General features: G+C 66.3%; 15 protein-coding genes. 11 read left to right on the forward strand and 4 right to left on the reverse strand.

The window, feature by feature from the left end; all coding sequences use genetic code 11:
• Window positions 1-43 precede the first annotated feature (43 nt).
• Together KYC_RS17370 and KYC_RS17375 are read left to right on the forward strand one after the other, a co-directional pair.
• Entirely contained in the window at window positions 44-1042 is a 999-nt protein-coding gene (locus KYC_RS17370) for a hypothetical protein (RefSeq protein ID WP_043518791.1), read from the forward strand.
• On the forward strand, window positions 1039-2160 hold the full coding sequence (locus KYC_RS17375; RefSeq protein ID WP_008164708.1) for a glycosyltransferase: 1122 nt from the start codon (window positions 1039-1041) through the stop codon (window positions 2158-2160). The genes KYC_RS17370 and KYC_RS17375 overlap by 4 nt, the downstream gene beginning before the upstream one ends.
• Here the strand turns inward: KYC_RS17375 and KYC_RS17380 are convergent.
• Together KYC_RS17380 and KYC_RS17385 are read right to left on the reverse strand one after the other, a co-directional pair.
• Window positions 2154-3263 carry an S-(hydroxymethyl)glutathione dehydrogenase/class III alcohol dehydrogenase gene (locus tag KYC_RS17380; RefSeq protein WP_008164710.1) on the reverse strand — a complete coding sequence of 370 codons (1110 nt, stop codon included), beginning with the start codon at window positions 3261-3263 and terminating at the stop codon, window positions 2154-2156. The genes KYC_RS17375 and KYC_RS17380 overlap by 7 nt on opposite strands.
• Window positions 3264-3291: 28 nt before the next feature.
• Window positions 3292-3582 (reverse strand): metal/formaldehyde-sensitive transcriptional repressor, encoded by a 291-nt coding sequence (locus KYC_RS17385; protein WP_043518776.1) that lies wholly within the window; start codon window positions 3580-3582, stop codon window positions 3292-3294.
• Window positions 3583-3739: 157 nt separating this feature from the next.
• Here KYC_RS17385 and hutC point away from each other — a divergent pair, with 157 nt between their 5' ends.
• From hutC to hutI, 6 genes are all read left to right on the forward strand, one after another.
• Entirely contained in the window at window positions 3740-4477 is a 738-nt protein-coding gene (hutC, locus tag KYC_RS17390) for a histidine utilization repressor (RefSeq protein ID WP_043518777.1), read from the forward strand.
• Complete coding sequence (locus KYC_RS17395; RefSeq protein ID WP_008164720.1) at window positions 4474-5076, forward strand: HutD/Ves family protein; 603 nt, start codon at window positions 4474-4476, stop codon at window positions 5074-5076. The genes hutC and KYC_RS17395 overlap by 4 nt, the downstream gene beginning before the upstream one ends.
• A gap of 197 nt (window positions 5077-5273) precedes the next feature.
• On the forward strand, window positions 5274-6953 hold the full coding sequence (gene hutU, locus KYC_RS17400) for a urocanate hydratase (RefSeq protein WP_008164723.1): 1680 nt from the start codon (window positions 5274-5276) through the stop codon (window positions 6951-6953).
• Between the two features lie 70 nt (window positions 6954-7023).
• Window positions 7024-8553, forward strand: coding sequence for a histidine ammonia-lyase (gene hutH / locus KYC_RS17405; RefSeq protein WP_008164724.1), 1530 nt, complete (start codon window positions 7024-7026; stop codon window positions 8551-8553).
• 114 nt (window positions 8554-8667) lie between these two features.
• Entirely contained in the window at window positions 8668-10074 is a 1407-nt protein-coding gene (locus KYC_RS17410; RefSeq protein WP_008164728.1) for an amino acid permease, read from the forward strand.
• A gap of 31 nt (window positions 10075-10105) precedes the next feature.
• A complete protein-coding gene (gene hutI / locus KYC_RS17415; protein WP_008164729.1) occupies window positions 10106-11317 on the forward strand; it encodes an imidazolonepropionase in 1212 nt (403 codons plus the stop codon).
• Here hutI and KYC_RS17420 read toward each other — a convergent pair.
• Together KYC_RS17420 and KYC_RS17425 are read right to left on the reverse strand one after the other, a co-directional pair.
• Window positions 11267-12904 (reverse strand): methyl-accepting chemotaxis protein, encoded by a 1638-nt coding sequence (locus KYC_RS17420; RefSeq protein WP_008164731.1) that lies wholly within the window; start codon window positions 12902-12904, stop codon window positions 11267-11269. The two genes, hutI and KYC_RS17420, sit on opposite strands and share 51 nt — an antisense overlap.
• A 178-nt stretch (window positions 12905-13082) precedes the next feature.
• Complete coding sequence (locus KYC_RS17425; RefSeq protein ID WP_008164732.1) at window positions 13083-14492, reverse strand: MFS transporter; 1410 nt, start codon at window positions 14490-14492, stop codon at window positions 13083-13085.
• Between the two features lie 465 nt (window positions 14493-14957).
• Between KYC_RS17425 and KYC_RS17430 the strand changes: the two genes are divergently transcribed.
• The 3 genes from KYC_RS17430 (at window position 14958) to KYC_RS17440 (ending at window position 18584) form a co-directional block, all read left to right on the forward strand.
• The gene (locus tag KYC_RS17430) at window positions 14958-15461 is read left to right on the forward strand and encodes a Csu type fimbrial protein (protein ID WP_008164734.1); all 504 of its coding nucleotides are present in this window, start codon (window positions 14958-14960) and stop codon (window positions 15459-15461) included.
• Between the two features lie 10 nt (window positions 15462-15471).
• Entirely contained in the window at window positions 15472-16179 is a 708-nt protein-coding gene (locus tag KYC_RS17435; protein ID WP_008164736.1) for a fimbrial biogenesis chaperone, read from the forward strand.
• A gap of 116 nt (window positions 16180-16295) precedes the next feature.
• On the forward strand, window positions 16296-18584 hold the full coding sequence (locus KYC_RS17440) for a fimbria/pilus outer membrane usher protein (RefSeq protein ID WP_008164738.1): 2289 nt from the start codon (window positions 16296-16298) through the stop codon (window positions 18582-18584).
• Window positions 18585-18591 lie beyond the last annotated feature (7 nt).

An 18591-nucleotide genomic window follows, 5' to 3' on the forward strand; every position in this document is an offset into this window, starting at 1 on the left:
CAGCCCGTCCGTAAGGTTTTGCCGCGGTACCCGCGCAATGTATATGACTCGTTTTGCGCTTGTTCCCCGCTTGTTGCGCTCGCGCCCGCTGACTAAGGGCCTGCGCTACCTCTATCGCTATACGCGGCCCAGGGCGTACCGGCACAACGAAACGCTCTGGCCCTTCGTCAAGGTGCGCCGCGATGCGCAAGGCCGGCTTGCCGGCTGCGATCTCAGTGGCGTGCGCGGTCCGGCCACCATGGCGCTGGACCAGTTGCCCCGCGCAATTGGAGGCGATGCGCACCTGATCCTGAGCGGCCCGTCCGTGGCGCAGATAGATTACGCGCAGTGCCGCATGCGTACGGTCATGGGCGTGAACGGCTCGATCGCCCTGCGCGCCAGGCACCCTGCCCTGCGTTTCGATTACTACGCCATGCTGGATGCCGGCTTCGTCAAGAAGCGCCGCGACCTGGTGGCCGAGGTGCTGGCGCAGGACCTGGTGCTGTTCGCAACGCCCGAGGTCTACCGCTGGATCTGCCTGCTGTTCGACCGCCGGACGGTCCGATGCCGCATCGCGCTGTTCGAGGAAGTCCACCAGCGCGCCCAGCGGCCGCGCGCCCGGCCTGAAGAACTGGAGGCCGAGCTGGCCGCCGACCCGGAGCTGGTGCTGTTCGACGCGCGCCATCCCATCCATGCGCACGGCTTCAGCCTGAATGCGGCGCGCGGCCTGTTCGGCGGCGGCACGGTCGCCTATACGTCGTTGCAGCTGCTGGCGTGGCTGGGCGCCGAATCGGTGTACCTGCATGGCCTGGACCTGACCGCCACCGCGGGTCCGCGCTTCTACGAAAGCGCGGATGCGCAACTGCCCACGGCGCTGGACCGCCAGTTTGCCGGGCACATCCAGCCCGCCTTCCGGCAGGCCGGCAAGCTGCTCGGCGCGCGGGGAATCAAGGTCTACAACCTGTCCCTCTTGAGCCGGCTGGGGGACGAAGTGTTTGAAAAACGCCATTGGAGTTGCTTGCTGGATCCCTCCGCGCAAGCACAGACGAGTGCCACACGATGAAGATTCTCTATACCAATTTCCACCAGGGCGACGGCGGCGGCCATACCACTTACGTGATGTCGCTGGCGCGCATCCTATGCCAGAAGTCCCAGGTCACGATCGGCGCGCCGCGTGAAAGCCGCCTGCTGGCCGAAGCTGAAGCCCTGCCGGGCCTGCGCACCATCGACCTGGAGTTCAAGGGAAATTTTCTTCAGCAGGTGACGGCGCTGCGCCGCCTGCGCACGCTGCTGCGCAAAGAGCGCTTCGACGTCATCCACGTCAACGGCTCGGCCGATCACCGCCTGTGCATGCTTGCGACGATGGGCATGGGTTCCCGGCGGCCGTTCATCGTGTACACGCAGCACAACGACCGCGCCGCAAGCAGCCTGGGCGTGCGGCTGCGCGCCAAGTGGGGCACCAACCGCGTCATCTGCGTCTGCAGCCACACCTTTCGCCGCATGAAGCAGTCGGTGTTCCGCAATGAAGACCTGCGCGTCGTCCACAATGGCGTGGACACCGAGCGTTTCCGTCCCGCCGGCCATGGCGAGGCCGCACAGGCGCGCGCCCGCTTCCTGCCGGAGGCGCTGCGCGGGCGGCTGGTGATCGGCAGCAATGCCGGCACGGCCGACTACAAGAACTGGATCGACATGGTGGCCGCGGTGTCGCTGCTGCCGGCAGAACAGCGCGAGCAGATCGTAGTGATGATCGCGGGCCATCTGCCAGGCGAGGATAAGCTCGCGCAGGTCGCCGAGCTGGGCATGCTGGATCAGGTGGTGTTCGCCGGCCTGCTCGACGACGTCCAGCCGTTCCTGGCGGCGCTGGATGTGGGCTTTGTGCTGTCGTCCCGGCTGGAGACGATTTCGTTCGCCTGCCGCGAAATGATGGCGGCCGGCAAACCGGTCATCGTCACCCAAATGGGCGGGCTGACCGAGAACGTCACCGAAGGCCGCAACGGCTGGATCGTGCCGCCGGGATCCGCAGACGCCGTGGCTGGGACGCTGTCCGAGATCCTGAAGAACCGCGGCGTCCTGGACGCCATGGGCGTGGACGCGCGCGGCACCGCGTTGAAGGAGTTCTCGCTGGCGACGTTTGTCGGCAAGACCGAACGCGTCTACCGCGAGAACGCCTACTCTCAGTAGTGGATCACCGTGCGGATCGACTTGCCTTCGTGCATCAGGTCGAAGGCTTCGTTGATCCGGTCCAGCGGCAGGGTGTGCGTGACGAACGGATCGAGGTCGATCTTGCCGCTCATCGCGTCTTCCACCATGCCCGGCAGCTGCGTGCGGCCCTTGACGCCGCCGAAGGCTGAACCGCGCCACACGCGGCCCGTGACGAGCTGGAACGGGCGGGTGCTGATTTCCTGGCCGGCGCCGGCCACGCCGATGATGATGCTTTCGCCCCAGCCCTTGTGGCAGCATTCCAGCGCCGCGCGCATGACGTGCACGTTGCCGATGCATTCGAAGGAAAAATCCACGCCGCCGTCGGTCAGCTCGACGATGACTTCCTGGATCGGCTTGTCGTAATCCTTGGGGTTGATGCAGTCGGTGGCGCCCATGGCGCTGGCCAGCACGAACTTGTTCGGATTGGTGTCGACGGCGATGATGCGGCCGGCCTTGGCCTGCACCGCGCCCTGGATGACGGCCAGGCCGATTCCGCCCAGGCCGAACACGGCCACGGTATCGCCTTCCTTGACCTTGGCGGTGTTGTGCACGGCGCCCAGACCGGTGGTCACGCCGCAGCCCAGCAGGCACACCTTTTCATGCGGAGCGGCCGGGTTGATCTTGGCCAGCGAGATTTCGTTGACGACCGTGTACTCGCTGAACGTCGAGCAGCCCATGTAGTGGTATAGCGGCTTGCCTTCGTAGCTGAAGCGCGAGGTGCCGTCGGGCATGACGCCCTTGCCCTGCGTGGCGCGCACCTTCTGGCACAGGTTGGTCTTGCCGGACAGGCAGAACTTGCACTCGCGGCATTCGGCCGTGTAGAGCGGAATGACGTGATCGCCGGGCTTGAGCGAGGTCACGCCTTCGCCAACCTCGACCACCACGCCCGCGCCTTCGTGGCCCAGCACGGCGGGGAACAGGCCCTCGGGATCGTCGCCGCTCAGCGTGAAGGCGTCCGTATGGCACACGCCGGTGTGGGTGATCTGCACCAGGACTTCGCCGCGCTGCGGGGGCGCGACGTCGATCTCAACGATCTCTAGCGGTTTACCGGGGCCGAATGCGACTGCTGCGCGTGATTTCATAGGGTTGCTCCACGTAGGTCAGATGGGGTTATTTCAGATACGAACGGACGATGCGCATCAAGTCGTCTATCTGCGATTCCGGTTCGGGCCTGGGGTCTTGCGGACTGCCCTGGGCGGACTGCAGGAAGGTTTCCCGCAGATGGCTTTCCAGCACCTCGGCCATCAGGCCGTTGGTGGCGCCGCGCAACGCCGCAAGCTGCTGCAGCAGCGCGCCGCACTCCGTGCCTTCATTGACCGCGCGTTCCAATGCTAACGCCTGCCCTTGTATGCGGCGCAGGCGGGTGACAACGCGTTTCTTTTCTTCCGGGGAGTGCGGCACGGCAGGCTCCGAATAGATACAGGGGGGGAGTATAAGAAAAACCCGGCGATTCGTCCAACCACCCGGCAGCAGCGGCGCCGCCGGGGGCGCATCGGCACTTGTCTATACTGGATCGTGTAACTTCACGTCCCGTGTCTAGCGCAATTTAGGATGTCCTGTGGCGCCTTCTCCACAAAAAAATCTAGGTCATGCTCCTCCCGCCCCGTTGTATGCGCAGGTCAAACAGATGATCGCGCAGCAGATCCGCAGCGGCGCATGGCCCGTCCATTACCGGGTGCCCTCCGAAGCCGAACTGGTGCAGGAGCTGGGCTTTAGCCGCATGACGGTCAACCGCGCGCTGCGCGAGCTGACCGCCGAGGGACTGCTTGTGCGCATGCAAGGCGTGGGGACGTTTGTCGCCCAGCCCAAGGCCCGGTCTGCGCTGTTCGCCGTGAATAACATTGCCGACGAGATCGCGGCGCGCAGCCATCGGCATCACAGCCGCGTGCTCCGGCTGGCCCAGGAACCGGCCGCCAGCGAACAGGCGCACGCGCTGGACATCCGTGCGGGCCAGCCGGTGTTTCATTCCATCATCGTCCACTATGAAGACGACATTCCTATCCAGCTTGAGGACAGGTACGTCAATGTTGGCGTGGCGCCCGAATACGCGCAGCAGGATTTCACGCGCAGCACGCCCTATGAATACCTGTCCCGCGTGGCGCCGCTGACTGCGGGCGAGCACGTGGTCGAGGCCATTCTTGCCAAGCCCCGCGAATGCCAGTTGCTGCAGATTGATCGCGGCGAACCCTGCCTGCTGATACGCCGGCGCACCTGGTCAGGCGACCGCCCGGTCACCCTGGCCCGGTTGATCCATCCCGGCTCGCGCCACCGTCTTGAAGGCAAGTTCACAACATGAATCATCCCGATGTGCGTCTCTATCGCGCGGCGGACTATCCAAGAATGCCTTGGCGCAATGGCGGGGGAACAACCCAGGAAATCGCCTGCAATCCGGGCGGCAGCACCGCGTCCTTCGACTGGCGGCTGTCCCTGGCCGATGTGGGCCAGGACGGCGGCTTTTCGGCCTTCACGGGCTACCAGCGGATCCTCACGGTGCTGGAAGGCCAGGGCGTTGCGCTCACGGTCGACGGCGTCCCGCAGGCGCCGCTCATCCTTCGCGTCCCCTACGCGTTCTCGGGCGATTCGGATGTCCATTGCCGGCTGCTTGACGGTCCGATCCGGGACTTCAATCTGATCTATTCGCCCTGGCGGCACCACGCCCGCTTGCAGTGGGTATCGGGCGCAACACCGTGGGTCTTTCACAGCAGCGCGCACAGTGTGCTGCTGTTCAACGCCGGCGATTCCGCGTCGCTGCGGGTCGATGATGCCGAGCATGCGCTGCCCTCACGCTATGACTGCCTGCATATCGAGGGAAAGGGCGATCTGGCCCGCTACCGCCTTGAAACGTCCTCCGCCCTGGATGTGTGCGTGATCGAGTTGACTCGACGCCAGCCCTGAGCGGTTTCGCACGTTGCCGGGGCGGCATGCGCGCCGGCAAATTCCCCTTTCCGATCCGGCCGCCTTCGGGGTGAAGCCTACGGGTAAACCCTTGGCCAAAATTCGGACTATGCGTATTGTATATACAACCATAGGCATCCTATGATCCGATCGACTGCCGCGTGCGACCAGCGGCCCATTCGATCCGGGAGAGCCTTATGCACCAAACCAAGCGTTATCGCGATGTCGAAATCCGCGCGCCGCGCGGCAACCAACTGACGGCAAAAAGCTGGTTGACCGAAGCGCCCTTGCGCATGCTGATGAACAACCTGGATCCGGACGTCGCCGAGAATCCGAAGGAACTGGTGGTTTACGGCGGCATCGGCCGGGCGGCGCGCGACTGGGAATCCTACGACCGCATCGTCGAAACGCTGAAGTCGCTGAATGACGACGAAACGCTGCTGGTCCAGTCGGGCAAGCCGGTGGGCGTGTTCCGCACCCACGCCAATGCGCCGCGGGTGCTCATTGCCAATTCCAATCTGGTGCCGCATTGGGCCAACTGGGAACACTTCAACGAACTGGACGCGCGCGGGCTGGCGATGTATGGCCAGATGACGGCGGGAAGCTGGATCTACATCGGCAGCCAGGGCATCGTGCAAGGCACTTACGAAACCTTTGTCGAAGCCGGCCGCCAGCATTACGGCGGCGATCTGGCGGGCCGTTGGGTGCTGACCGCCGGCCTGGGCGGAATGGGCGGCGCGCAGCCGCTGGCCGCCACGCTGGCCGGGGCATGTTCGCTCAACATTGAATGCCAGCAAAGCAGCATAGATTTCCGCTTGCGCACGCGCTATGTCGATGAGCAGGCCACGGACCTGGACGACGCGCTTGCGCGCATCGCGCGCTATACCAAGGAGCGCCGCGCCATTTCCATCGCGCTGTGCGGGAACGCGGCGGAAATCCTGCCTGCGCTCGTGCGGCGAGGCGTGCGCCCGGACATGGTCACGGACCAGACCAGCGCGCACGATCCTTTGAATGGCTACCTCCCCATTGGCTGGACGTGGGCCGAATACCGCGAGCGCGCGCGCCACGAGCCCGCGCTGGTCATCAAGGCCGCCAAGAAATCCATGGCCACGCACGTGCGGGCCATGCTCGACTTCAAGCGCATGGGCGTGCCCACCTTCGACTACGGCAACAACATTCGCCAGATGGCGCTGGACGAAGGCGTTTCGAACGCATTCGATTTCCCGGGCTTTGTGCCGGCCTACATCCGCCCCTTGTTCTGCCGCGGGATAGGCCCCTTCCGCTGGGCGGCGCTGTCCGGCGATCCCCAGGACATCTACAAGACCGACGCCAAGGTCAAGGCGTTGATACCGGATGACGCGCACCTGCACCGCTGGCTGGACATGGCGCGCGAACGGATCAGCTTCCAGGGCCTGCCGGCGCGCATCTGCTGGGTCGGCCTGGGCGCTCGGGCAAAGCTGGGCCTGGCTTTCAATGAAATGGTCCGTTCCGGCGAATTGAGCGCGCCGGTGGTCATTGGCCGCGATCACCTGGATTCGGGATCGGTCGCCAGCCCCAACCGTGAAACCGAGGCCATGCGCGACGGTTCGGACGCCGTATCCGACTGGCCGCTGCTCAACGCGCTGCTCAACACCGCCAGCGGCGCCACTTGGGTGTCGTTGCACCACGGCGGCGGCGTGGGCATGGGCTTTTCGCAGCATTCGGGCATGGTGATCGTGTGCGACGGCACCGACGCGGCGGCCGAACGCATCGCCCGCGTCCTCACCAACGACCCTGCAACGGGCGTCATGCGGCACGCGGACGCGGGCTATCAAACCGCCATCGACTGCGCGCGCGAACAGGGTTTGAACCTGCCGATGATTGCCGGACGGCAATAAGACTTCAAGAATCAAATCGCGGGCGGGTGCGGCGGCGCCAAACCGAAGTTCGCATCAAAGGAGATAAACAATGGATCTGAACCTGAACCCTGGACACCTGACGCTTTCGGTATTGCGCCGTGTGTACCAGGAACCCGTGCGCCTGCGCCTCGATGCCAAGGCGGATGACCCCATCAACGCCAGCGTGGCGATTGTCGAACTCATCGTCGACGAAGGGCGCACCGCGTACGGCATCAATACCGGATTCGGTTTGCTCGCCTCGACGCGCATCGCGCGCGAAGACCAGCAGGCTTTGCAGCGTTCGCTGGTGCTGTCGCATGCGGCGGGCGTGGGCGAGGCCCTGGACGACGCCATGGTCCGCCTGATCATGGTCTTGAAGATCAACAGCCTGGCCCGGGGCTATTCGGGCATCCGCCGCAAGGTGATCAACAGCCTGATCGCGCTGGTCAACGCCGAGGTCTATCCGCACATCCCCCTCAAGGGTTCGGTGGGCGCGTCCGGGGATCTTGCCCCGCTCGCGCACATGTCCCTGTTGCTGCTCGGCGAGAGCAAGGCGCGGCATCGTGGACAATGGCTGTCCGCCGGGGAAGCCCTGGAAAAGGCGGGACTGGCGCCGCTGACGCTGGCCGCCAAAGAGGGCCTGGCGCTGCTCAATGGCACCCAGGTGTCTACAGCCTACGCGTTGCGCGGCCTGTTCGAGGCCGAGGATCTGCTGGCCAGCGCGTTGGTATGCGGCAGCCTCAGCGTGGAAGCCCTGCTGGGCTCGCGCGCGCCCTTCGACGCGCGCATCCACGCGGCCCGCGGGCAACGCGGGCAGATAGACGTCGCGGCCGTGTTCCGCGCCTTGCTGACCCCCGAGACCGAGGTGGGGCAGTCGCACAGCAATTGCGGCAAGGTCCAGGATCCGTACTCGCTGCGCTGCCAGCCCCAGGTCATGGGCGCGTGCCTGACGCAGATACGCCATGTGGCCGGCGTGCTGGAGGTGGAATCGAACGCGGTGTCGGACAACCCCCTGGTGTTCGCGGATGGCGGCGACGTGATCTCCGGCGGCAATTTCCATGCCGAGCCGGTGGCGCTTGCGGCGGACAACCTGGCCTTGGCGCTGGCCGAGATCGGCGCGCTGTCGGAGCGGCGTATTGCGCTGCAGATGGACCATCACATGTCGCAACTGCCGCCTTTCCTGGTGAACAACGGCGGCGTGAACTCCGGCTTCATGATCGCCCAGGTGACGGCGGCGGCGCTGGCCAGCGACAACAAGGCGCTGGCGCATCCCGCCAGCGTGGACAGCCTGCCGACGTCCGCAAACCAGGAAGACCACGTTTCCATGGCGCCAAATGCGGGCAAGCGCCTGTGGCCCATGGCGGAAAACGTCCGCGACATCCTGGCGATCGAATGGCTGGGCGCCTGCCAGGGGCTGGATTTCCGCACGGGCCTCAAGACTTCGCCGGCGCTGGAGCAAGCGCGCGGGCTGCTGCGCGAGCGTGTTCCCCACTACGAGAAGGACCGCTTCTTCGCGCCCGACATCGCGGCGGCCAGCGAACTCATCGCAAGCCGCAGCCTGAGCGTGCTGGCGCCTGCGGGTTTGCTCCCCAGTTACTGACGTTCCGCATCCGATTCCTGGCCCGGACCGGGCCCCACGCATACCAAGCGCACGCGCCTGCCTGCGGCGCGCGCCCGGTGCTTCACGCTGCATGAAAAAAACACGGAGACGACAATGCATACACAGGGAAATGCGCTCAAACGGGGGCTGACGGCGCGGCATATCCGCTTCATGGCCTTGGGATCCGCCATCGGAACCGGGCTGTTCTATGGTTCGGCCAAAGCCATCCAGGAAGCGGGACCATCGGTCATCATTGCGTATTTGATCGCCGGCGCGGCGGTATACATGGTGATGCGCGCACTGGGAGAAATGGCCGTGCGCAATCCGGTGCCCGGCTCGTTCGGCGAATACGCCTGGACCTACCTGGGGCCGCTGGCCGGATTCCTCACGGGATGGACCTACGCCTTCGAGATGATCATCGTCTGCCTGGCGGACGTTACGGCATTTGGCTTGTACATGGGGTTCTGGTTTCCCGATGTGCCACGGTGGATCTGGGTGTTGTCCATTGTGTTGTTCATCGGCGCCCTGAACCTGTGTACGGTCAAGGTGTTCGGGGAACTGGAATTCTGGCTGTCGCTGATCAAGGTGGGCGCCATTGTGGCCATGATCGCGGGCGGACTTGGCATCCTGCTTTTCGGCTTCGGGCTGGGCGCCCAGGCCGAAGCCGCCAGCGTGCGCAATCTGTGGGAGCACGGCGGCTTCATGCCCAACGGCGTGGGCGGGCTGATCGTGTCTCTGTCGGTGGTGGTGTTCGCGTTTGGCGGCATCGAGATCATCGGGATCACCGCGGGCGAGGCCAAGGACCCGGCGCGGGCGCTGCCGCGCGCCATCAATGCGGTGCCCGTGCGCATCCTGCTGTTCTATGTGCTGACCATGTTCGTGCTGATGTCGCTTTTCCCGTGGACGCAGATCGGCAGCCAGGGTAGTCCGTTCGTGCAGATTTTCGACAGCCTGGGCATATCGTCGGCCGCCAGCATCCTGAACCTGGTCGTGATTTCGGCAGCGATCTCGGCTATCAATAGCGACATTTTCGGCGCCGGGCGCATGCTGTACGGCATGGCGCAGCACGGTCATGCGCCGCGCGGCTTCGCCCGGGTCTCCCAGGGCGGTGTGCCCTGGATGACGGTGGTGGTCATGTCGGCCGCCCTGCTGGCCGGCGTGCTGCTGAATTACCTGATTCCCGAGGATGTCTTTCTGCTGATTGCGTCAATCGCGACCTTCGCGACCGTATGGGTGTGGCTGATGATCCTGTTGTCGCAAGTCGCCATGCGGCGCACCATGAGCCGCGTGGCGGTTTCCGAACTCAAGTTCCCCGTCCCCTTCTGGCCGTGGGGCCCCATCGCCGCCATCGTGTTCCTGCTGTTCGTCATCGGCGTGCTCGGGTGGTTTCCCAAGACCCAGCCCGCGCTGATTGTCGGTTTGGTGTGGATTGCGGTGCTGTGTATCGCCTATCGTCTATGGGTGCGTCCGGGCGGCCCGGACAGGGAAATGCCCGAAGCTCAGGCCCAAGGCTCGGATTGAGCCGCAGGCTGACGATCACCGGAGAACGCGCATGCATCGGATCTGGCGAAATTGCCATGTTGTCACCATGGCGGGTGGCAGGTATACGGCCATCGAGAACGCCGCCTTGGTGACCCATGGGGCGCGTATCGCCTGGGTAGGGCCGGCGTCGGCGCTGGAGGCGGGCGGCGCCGACGAAGAGCACGACCTGGATGGCGCCTGGGTCACGCCGGGGCTGGTCGATTGCCATACGCACCTGGTCTTTGGCGGCAATCGCAGCAAGGAGTTCGAGCTACGGATGCAGGGCGCGGACTACGCGTTGATCGCGGCGCAGGGCGGCGGCATTGCGAGCACGGTGCGCGCGACCCGCGCCGCGTCCGAAGACGAGCTCTACGGCAGCGCCAGGCGGCGGGCGCTGCATCTGCTGCGCGACGGGGTCACCACCCTGGAGATTAAGTCAGGATATGGGCTGGATCTGCCCAACGAACGCAAGATGCTCAGGGTGGCGCGGCGGCTGGCCGACACCCTGCCCGTGACGGTGCGCGCGACCTGCCTGGCGGCCCACGCCCTGCCGCCTGAATTCCACGGGCGCGCCGACGACTATATCGACGAGATCGCGCGGCGCATGCTGCCGGCCTTGGCGGCCGAGGGCCTGGTCGATGCCGTAGATGCGTTCTGCGAGCACCTGGCGTTTTCGCCGGCACAGGTCGAGCGCGTGTTCCAGGCGGCGTCCGGGCTTGGCCTGCCTTGCAAGCTGCATGCGGAGCAGCTGTCGTTGCAGCATGGCGCCGCGTTGGCCGCGCGCCATGGCGCGCTGTCGGCGGATCATCTGGAATACCTGGACGAAGCTGGCGTCGAAGCCATGGCGCGAGCCGGCACTGTGGCGGTGCTGCTGCCGGGCGCCTTCCACGCCCTGCGTGAAACGCGGAAGCCCCCGATGGAGCTGCTGCGGCGCCACGGCGTGCCCATCGCCATTTCCACGGACCTGAATCCGGGCACCTCGCCCGTCCTGTCCCTGCGCCTGATGTTGAACCTGGCCTGTGTCATGTTCCACATGACGCCGGAGGAAGCTTTGGCGGGAGTCACGACACACGCCGCCAGGGCGCTGGGCCTGCAGGCGACGCACGGTTCGCTGGAAGCCGGCAAGATGGCGGATTTCGTGGCCTGGAAGGTCGAACACCCCGCCGAACTTGCCTACTGGATCGGTGGCGACCTACCCAAGCTGGTGATACGGCATGGCGAGCGGGCGGTCGTCGAGCCCTGACGGCAGTCCGCCATTGCGCGCCTGCGCCTGCGCAGGCAGGCGGAAGGTGCTGACCGCGCCCTGCAGCCGCTGCGCCTGCGTTTCCAGCGAGGACGCCGCCGCGGCCGCTTCCTCGACCAGCGCGGCATTCTGCTGGGTCACCTGATCCATCTGATTGATGGCGGTGTTGACCTGATCTATCCCGGTCACCTGTTCATGGGACGCCGTGGCGATATCGTTCACCAGCAGCGTCAGGCGTTCGATGGTGGCCAGTATTTCCTCCATCGTGCGGCCGGCGCTCTCGACCTGCGCGGAGCCGGACTGCACCGTGGCGCCGGAGGCCTCCAGGAGCTGCTTGATTTCCTTGGCGGCGCCCGCGCTGCGCTGCGCCAGCGACCGGACCTCGGCGGCCACAACCGCGAAGCCCTTGCCCTCTTCGCCTGCCCGGGCGGCTTCCACCGCCGCATTCAGGGCCAGGATGTTGGTCTGGAAAGCGATGCCGTCGATCACGCCGACGATGTCCTCAATGCGGCTGGAATCCCGGGCGATCTCGCGCATGGTGCTGACCGCGGCCTGCACCGCCTCGCCGCCGCGCTGGACCACGTCGGATGCGGTGGCCGCCATTTCGTTGGCCAGCCTGGCGTTTTCGGCGTTGCTGGTCACAGTGGACAGCAGCTGTTCCATGCTGGCGGCGGTTTCCTCCAGCGAGGCCGCCTGCTGCTCGGTGCGGCTGGACAGGTCCTGGTTGCCCGCGGCGATTTCGCTGGAACCCGTGTTGATTTCGGCCACGCCATCGCGGACCGCGTGCACGGTGCGCACCAGGCTGGACTGCATCTCCTGCAGGTAGGGAATGATCTGGCCCACGCAGTTCTTGCCGAAGGGCTCGATCGGCGAGGTCAGATCGCCGCCGGCGATGCGCTGGAACTGGCCTTTGAGCGAGTCCAGGGGACGCTTCACAAAATGCACCACATAGCGGTCGCCCAGCACCAGAAGCAGCAGGCACAGGGCCAGCGCCACGCCCATCCCGACGTAGGCCTGGCGGCGCTTTGCTTGCGCGTCCGCCCACAGCTGGGTTTCGCGGTCCTTGGCATAGGCTTCATAGTTTTCCATGCTCTTGCCGAAGCTGCGGCTGGCCGCTACGACGGGTCCCGCCGCATGGGCGCGCGCCTTGTCGATGGCGCCCGCCTCCAGGTGCTGGCGCTGCACGGCGATGCCCTCGGCCAGCGCCTCGAAGCCGGAACGCATGGCGTCCAGCAGGGCGGGCGGCGCATCCTGGCGGGCCAGTTCGATAAACAGTGTTTGCTGCGCCTTTGCTTCCTTGAGTGCGGTGTCGATGCTGCGGCCTTCTTCGGCCGCCTTGTCCTTTTGGCCCTCGGCAGCGTATTCCAGCTGGCGCGACAGCCTCAGGCGCGCGCGCATGACCTGGTCATTCACCCGCGACAGGGTGGACACTTCGTGGAGGAGTTCACTGCTGGCTTCCAGCGCCTGGCCGGCGCTGCGCAATCCATTGAAGCTGATGGCCGACAGGCCGGCAATGAAGGCGCTGATCAAGAGCAAAGTGCACAAGATCATGCGGCGGATGGTGATGTCTTTCAGAAACTGTGTCATACGCGTCGTCCCAATATGCAGCAAGCCTGCAAACGGACAACGGCCCGGCCGGATTCAATATTTAGCCGGTGTTGCACATCTTACGAATATGTCGGTGCGAGGGACGAATATATCGTCAGGAACGGCAACAGTGTTGCGTGTTTGCGCTACCACCGGCGCGGCCGGCCCGCCTGCGGGCTCAGCGCGGCGCCGGCGCCTGCGCCGGCTCGCTTGCGTCGAACTTCAGGCGCGCGAAGCTGGCGATGCAGGCCAGTGCGGCGCACACCCCGCCCAGCCAGAGCGCGGCGATGGCGCCGTGGGCGCTGGACAGGTTGAAGCACGCGGCGACCAGGGCCGCGCCGCTGGCCTGGCCAAGCAAACGCACCGTGCCGATCATGCCGCTTGCGCCGCCGGCCCGCGATGCGGGCGCCGAGGTCATGATGGCGCGCAGGTTGGGCGACTGGAAGAAACCGAATCCGGCGCCGCAGATCGCCATGCGCCAGGAAATGTCCCACACCGACGGGTCGGCGGGCATCAGCGCCAGCAGGATCATGCCCAGCGCCAGCATGGCCAGGCCGACCCCGCCCAGCATGCCGGCCGGGTAGCTGTCGGACAGGCGTCCGGCGATGGGCGCCATCACGGCCACCACCACCGGCCAGGGGGTAATCAGGAACCCCGTTTCCACCTGGCTGTATCCCAGCACCGCCTGGAACAGGAAAGGCAGCGATACGAAGGCCAGCGCCTGGGCGGCGAACGCGCACACCGCGGTGGCCGCCGACAGGGCGAACAGGGGCCGGCGCAGCAGGTCCACCGCCAGGATGGGCGCCGGATGGCCGGCCTGCCGGCGCATCAGCAGCCACAGGCTGGCGGCCGCGATGCCGCCTTCCAGCGCAACGCGCGGCCAGGGGGCGCCGTGCGCGAGTTCGTTGGTCGCCAGCACCAGCAGGCCCAGCGCCAGGGCGCACAGCAGCGCGGCCATGCCGTCGAACCCATGGCGCGCCCGGGTGGTGTCGGGCAGGCCGCGCAGGGCCAGCATCGCCGCCAGGATGCCGATGGGAAAGTTGATCAGGAATAGCCAGTGCCAGGAACCCAGCAGGAGGATCGCCGAGGCCACGGTGGGGCCGCCGGCGAAGGATAGGCCCACCACCATGGCGTTCAGGCCCAGGCCGCGGCCCAGCATGTGCGACGGATAGATGAAGCGCAGCAGCGCGCCGTTCACGCTCATCACGCCCGCCGCGCCCAGCCCCTGCAGGATGCGCGCCGCCACCAGCGTGGGCAGCGTGGGCGCCAGGCCGCTGGCCAGCGACGACAGCGTGAACACCACCAGGCCCACGATGTAGATGCGCCGGTGTCCCAGGATTTCGCCCAGCGCCGCCGCCGGCAGCAGGCCCGCCACCATGGCCAGCTGATAGCCGCTGATCACCCAGATGGAGCCTGCCTCGCTGGCCTGCAGATCCCGGGCGATGGTGGGCAGCGCGGTGTTGGCGATTGCCGTGTCCAGGCTGGCCATGCAGACGGCCAGCATGACGGCCACGAGCGCGCCCAGGCGCTCGGCGGCGGGCAGGCCGACGCCGGCCGGATAGACGGTGCTGCGGGAGAACGAGAGCATGGGTTGGCGGCGATGCGAGGGCGTCCGGACGGGCGCCTGAAATGGGGGAGCACTGATTCTAATGCGGCGCCGGGATTCAACGCTTCGTCAGCCGGCCGGCGCGGGCGCATCCGCGGGCGCGTCGAAGAATATACCGCCGTGATAATCCGCGGTCCGCGCCAGAAATAATCGGCCCCTGGCGGTGGCCGCAGCGGCAAATTATCCGATCGGAAAATACTCCCGCAAATGTCACGTCATGAAACTGATCCGGCGATTAAATTACAACCGTTTGTGTATCGAAATTCGTGCATGGCTTCATAGAGCACGGCGTAAAAATTCGCGCAGTGCTGCCGTGCAAAAACGTTAGTAATGGTAATAAACCAGCCGGTTATCGGAAACTATTTGGTGCCGCATTCGAATATTTGGACGTACGATTAATTCGCAGCAGGATTGAATGTGCAACCGTATTCCGTGGAGGCATCAATCATGAACCGCTTGAATTCGCCCGCAGCGGCGTTGTCCATTTTGTTTGCCGGCGCGGCGCCCGGCCTCGCGGCAGCCCAGACCGCCACCGCCAATTTCAATGTCACGCTCACCATTGCGGCAAACTGCGTGATTGCCGCCACCGATCTCAATTTCGGCAGCCACGGCGTGCTTAATTCCGCAGTCACCGGCAATACCAATCTGTCCGTGACCTGCAGCAATACCACGCCCTATACCGTCGGCCTGAATGCCGGCACCGGCACGGGGTCCACGGAGGCCCAGCGCTTTCTGAGCGGAACGGGCGCCAATACCGCCACGGTGGCCTACCAGCTGTACAAGCCGGGCGGCCAGACCGTGGTGTGGGGCGATACGGATGTCTCGGCCCGCGTCGGCGGCACCGGCACCGGCTCTGCGACGGCGCTCCAGGTAAACGGCGTCGTGCCCACGCAGACCACGCCCGCTCCCGGCAATTACTCTTCCACGGTCACCGCGACGGTCTACTTCTAGGAGTGGCCCCATGCGGATGTTCTGGCGGACCCTGCTCTTTTTCGGACTGGCGGGCTGTACCGCTGCGGCGTTGGCGGCCGCACTGCAGATTTCTCCGGTATTGGTGGAACTGGCGCCCACGCAGGGGGCCAGCGGGATCATGCTGCGCAACCCCGGCGGCACGCCGATCTACGGGCAGGTGCGCATCTACGGCTGGGAACAGGCGGAAGGCGACGACGTGCTGACCCCCACGGAAGAAATCCAGGCCAGTCCGCCCATCATCCAGGTGCCCCCGGGCGGAGAGCAGCTGGTGCGGCTGGTGCGCGCCTCCAAGGAGACGCAGCCGCGGCAGCAGGGCTTCCGCCTGATCATTGACGAGATCCCCGATCCGTCCACGCCTGCCATCAACGGCGTGGTGCTTCGGCTGCGCTATTCGGTGCCGGTGTTCGTGGCGGGCGCCGCGCCTTCGCCCGAGCCGGAACTCGCCTGGCGCGTGGAGCGCGCCGGCGGGTCATGGAAAGTGCGGGTGTCGAACACCGGCAGCCGCTACGCGCAGGTCGCCGCCATGCAGATCCTGAATTCGGCAGGCAAGCCGGTTGCGGCATTGGAGGGGCTGCTCGGCTATGCCCTGGCCAACCGCACGCGGGAGTGGAGCATCCCCGCCAGGCAGAACGCCGCCGGGCCGGTGCGGATCCGCGCGCTGATCAACGGCGACATGGTCACCGTGACCCCGGATTGACCGCATGACCGCGTTCCGGCGCGCCCCTCGGCCAGCCGGCAACCAGAGAAAGGCAGCCTATGGCGGTGCGCGCTACCCGTTCCCGCGGGCAACGCGCCTGGTGTCTCGCACTCTTCTTGCTGGGTGCGCCGGCCCTGGCGGCGGATACGCCCGATCAACTGGTCTCGTTCGGCAGCATCGCCGAGCGCGACGTGTTCCTGGAGGTCAGCATCAACGGCGCCAACACTTCCCAACTGCTGCGCTTTCGGGATGCGCACGGCCGCCTGTCCGTCAGCGGCGCGGCGCTGCGTTCCATCGGCGTGGACCTGTCGAAACTGGGCGTGCCGGATACGCGCGAGGTCAATCTGGACGCCGTGGCGGGCCTGCGCTACGCGTACGACCCCGCGGCGCAGTCCGTGGATATCGTGCTGCCCGACAACCTGCGCGTGCCGTATGAGGTGAATACGCGCGGCCTGCCCGCGACGCCCATGGCCACGGCCGGCCGCGGCCTGGTGCTGAACTACGACGCCTACGCGCAGACCGACTACGACTATCGGGTGGCGCTCTACTCCGAGCAACGCTACTTTGATTCGAACGGCGTGTTCAGCAATTCGGGCACGGCCTACATGGGCGGCAGCGCCGAGCGTTACGTGCGCTACGACACGTACTGGTCGCGGTCCGACCAGGAGACCCTGCAGACGCTGCGCCTGGGCGACACGATCACCTCGTCGCTGAACTGGTCCCGCTCGCTGCGGGTGGCCGGCATTCAGTGGGGGCGCAACTTCGCGCTGCGGCCGGATCTGGTGACGTTTCCGGTGTCGTCGCTGAGCGCCTCGTCCGTTGTGCCGTCCGCCGTGTCGCTGTACATCAACGGTGTGCAGCAGTTCTCGGGCAATGTGCCGCCGGGCCCGTTCGTGGTCAACCAGATACCCGGCATTACCGGCGCGGGACAGGCCACGCTGATCACGCGCGATGCCCTGGGCCGCACCGTCAGCACATCGGTGCCGCTGTACGTCGATACCCGGATGCTGGCGGCCGGGCTGTCGAGCTGGTCCGTCGAGGCCGGGTTCGTGCGGCGCCAGTTCAGCTTGCGTTCCTTCGACTACGACAACAAGCCCGTGCTGACCGCCTCGGGTCGCTACGGCTACAGCGACGACCTGACCCTGGAGGCGCATACCGAGGCCGCCGCGGGCCTGTACAACGCGGGCGCGGGGGCGTTTGTGAAGCTGGGGCAGGCGGGCGTGGTGAGCGGGTCGCTGTCGGGCAGCGCGGGCAGCCACGGCGGCGCCCAGGTCAGCCTGGGCTACCAGTATGTGCGGCCAGAATTCAGCATCGACACGCAGGCCACGCGGCTGATCGGCGACTACGGCGACCTGGGCTCGCGCGAGGACGCGCCGGTGCCGCGCCAGACCGAGCGGGTGACGGTGGCGCTGCCGCTGGGGCGGTCGCAAAGCGTGGCGGTGAGCTACATCGGCTACCGCATGCCGGACGTGCCGATGGCCAAGCTGGGGTCCGCCACCTACACGGCCAATCTGCACAGCAGGGTCGTCCTGACCCTCAGCGCGTACAAGGACTTTTCCCAGTCCAACTCGGAAGGCGTGTTTCTGGGCCTGTCGCTGATGCTGGGCGACCGCACGCAGGTCGGCGCGTCGGTGGGCAGGCAGGCGGGCGAGGATACGTACAGCGTCAGCGCGCAAAGCAGCGTGCCGTACGAGGGCGGCTGGGGCTGGGCCGTGCAGAACGGCCGCACCGGCGGCATGCAGGTCAACCAGGGCCAGGTGCAGTACCTGGGCCGCTATGGGCTGGTCGCGGGCATGGTGCAGGACTATGGCGGCAGGACCCAGGCTTCGGCGCAGGCGACGGGATCCGTGGTGCTGATGGACGGCACCGTCATTCCGTCGCGCCGCATCAACGACAGCTTCGCGCTGGTGTCCACGGACGGCACGCCGGATGTGGCGGTGTTGCACGAAAACCGCAAGCTGGGCCGGACCAATGGCAGCGGCTATCTGTTGGTGCCGGACCTGAACTCGTACCAGACCAACCGCATCGCCATCGACCCGGAAGACCTGCCGGTGGATGTGCGGCTGGACTCCACCAAGGCCGTGGTCGTACCGCAGGCCGGCGCAGGCGTGCTGGCCACGTTCCAGGTCGAGAAGTACGCGGCCGCCTCCGTCATCCTTACCACGCCGGACGGGGCCTTCCTGCCGGTGGGCGCGGAGGTCGCGCATGTCGAGAGCGGCAACCATTCGGTCGTGGGCTATGAGGGCTTGACGTTCGTGGAAGACCTGGCGGCGCGAAACCGGCTGCGTGTCCGAGGCGCTGGCGTGTCGTGCGTGGCCGAGTTCGATTACACGCCCTCCGACAGCGATCCGATGCCCACGCTGGGGCCTGTCGTCTGCGAGCCGCTGCCGCGGAGGCAGCCATGAGGACCGC

This window comes from Achromobacter arsenitoxydans SY8, from assembly GCF_000236785.1.
In the GTDB taxonomy this organism is placed as follows: Bacteria; Pseudomonadota; Gammaproteobacteria; order Burkholderiales; family Burkholderiaceae_B; genus Achromobacter; species Achromobacter arsenitoxydans.

Excerpts from the sequence above, each read along its gene's own strand:
- KYC_RS17370 (WP_043518791.1), top strand. The coding sequence starts at position 44 with ATGACTCGTTTTGCGCTTGTTCCCCGCTTGTTGCGCTCGCGCCCGCTG.
- KYC_RS17375 (WP_008164708.1), top strand. The coding sequence starts at position 1,039 with ATGAAGATTCTCTATACCAATTTCCACCAGGGCGACGGCGGCGGCCAT.
- KYC_RS17380 (WP_008164710.1), bottom strand. The coding sequence starts at position 3,263 with ATGAAATCACGCGCAGCAGTCGCATTCGGCCCCGGTAAACCGCTAGAG.
- KYC_RS17395 (WP_008164720.1), top strand. The coding sequence starts at position 4,474 with ATGAATCATCCCGATGTGCGTCTCTATCGCGCGGCGGACTATCCAAGA.
- hutU (WP_008164723.1), top strand. The coding sequence starts at position 5,274 with ATGCACCAAACCAAGCGTTATCGCGATGTCGAAATCCGCGCGCCGCGC.
- hutH (WP_008164724.1), top strand. The coding sequence starts at position 7,024 with ATGGATCTGAACCTGAACCCTGGACACCTGACGCTTTCGGTATTGCGC.
- KYC_RS17410 (WP_008164728.1), top strand. The coding sequence starts at position 8,668 with ATGCATACACAGGGAAATGCGCTCAAACGGGGGCTGACGGCGCGGCAT.
- hutI (WP_008164729.1), top strand. The coding sequence starts at position 10,106 with ATGCATCGGATCTGGCGAAATTGCCATGTTGTCACCATGGCGGGTGGC.
- KYC_RS17420 (WP_008164731.1), bottom strand. The coding sequence starts at position 12,904 with ATGACACAGTTTCTGAAAGACATCACCATCCGCCGCATGATCTTGTGC.
- KYC_RS17425 (WP_008164732.1), bottom strand. The coding sequence starts at position 14,492 with ATGCTCTCGTTCTCCCGCAGCACCGTCTATCCGGCCGGCGTCGGCCTG.
- KYC_RS17430 (WP_008164734.1), top strand. The coding sequence starts at position 14,958 with ATGAACCGCTTGAATTCGCCCGCAGCGGCGTTGTCCATTTTGTTTGCC.
- KYC_RS17435 (WP_008164736.1), top strand. The coding sequence starts at position 15,472 with ATGCGGATGTTCTGGCGGACCCTGCTCTTTTTCGGACTGGCGGGCTGT.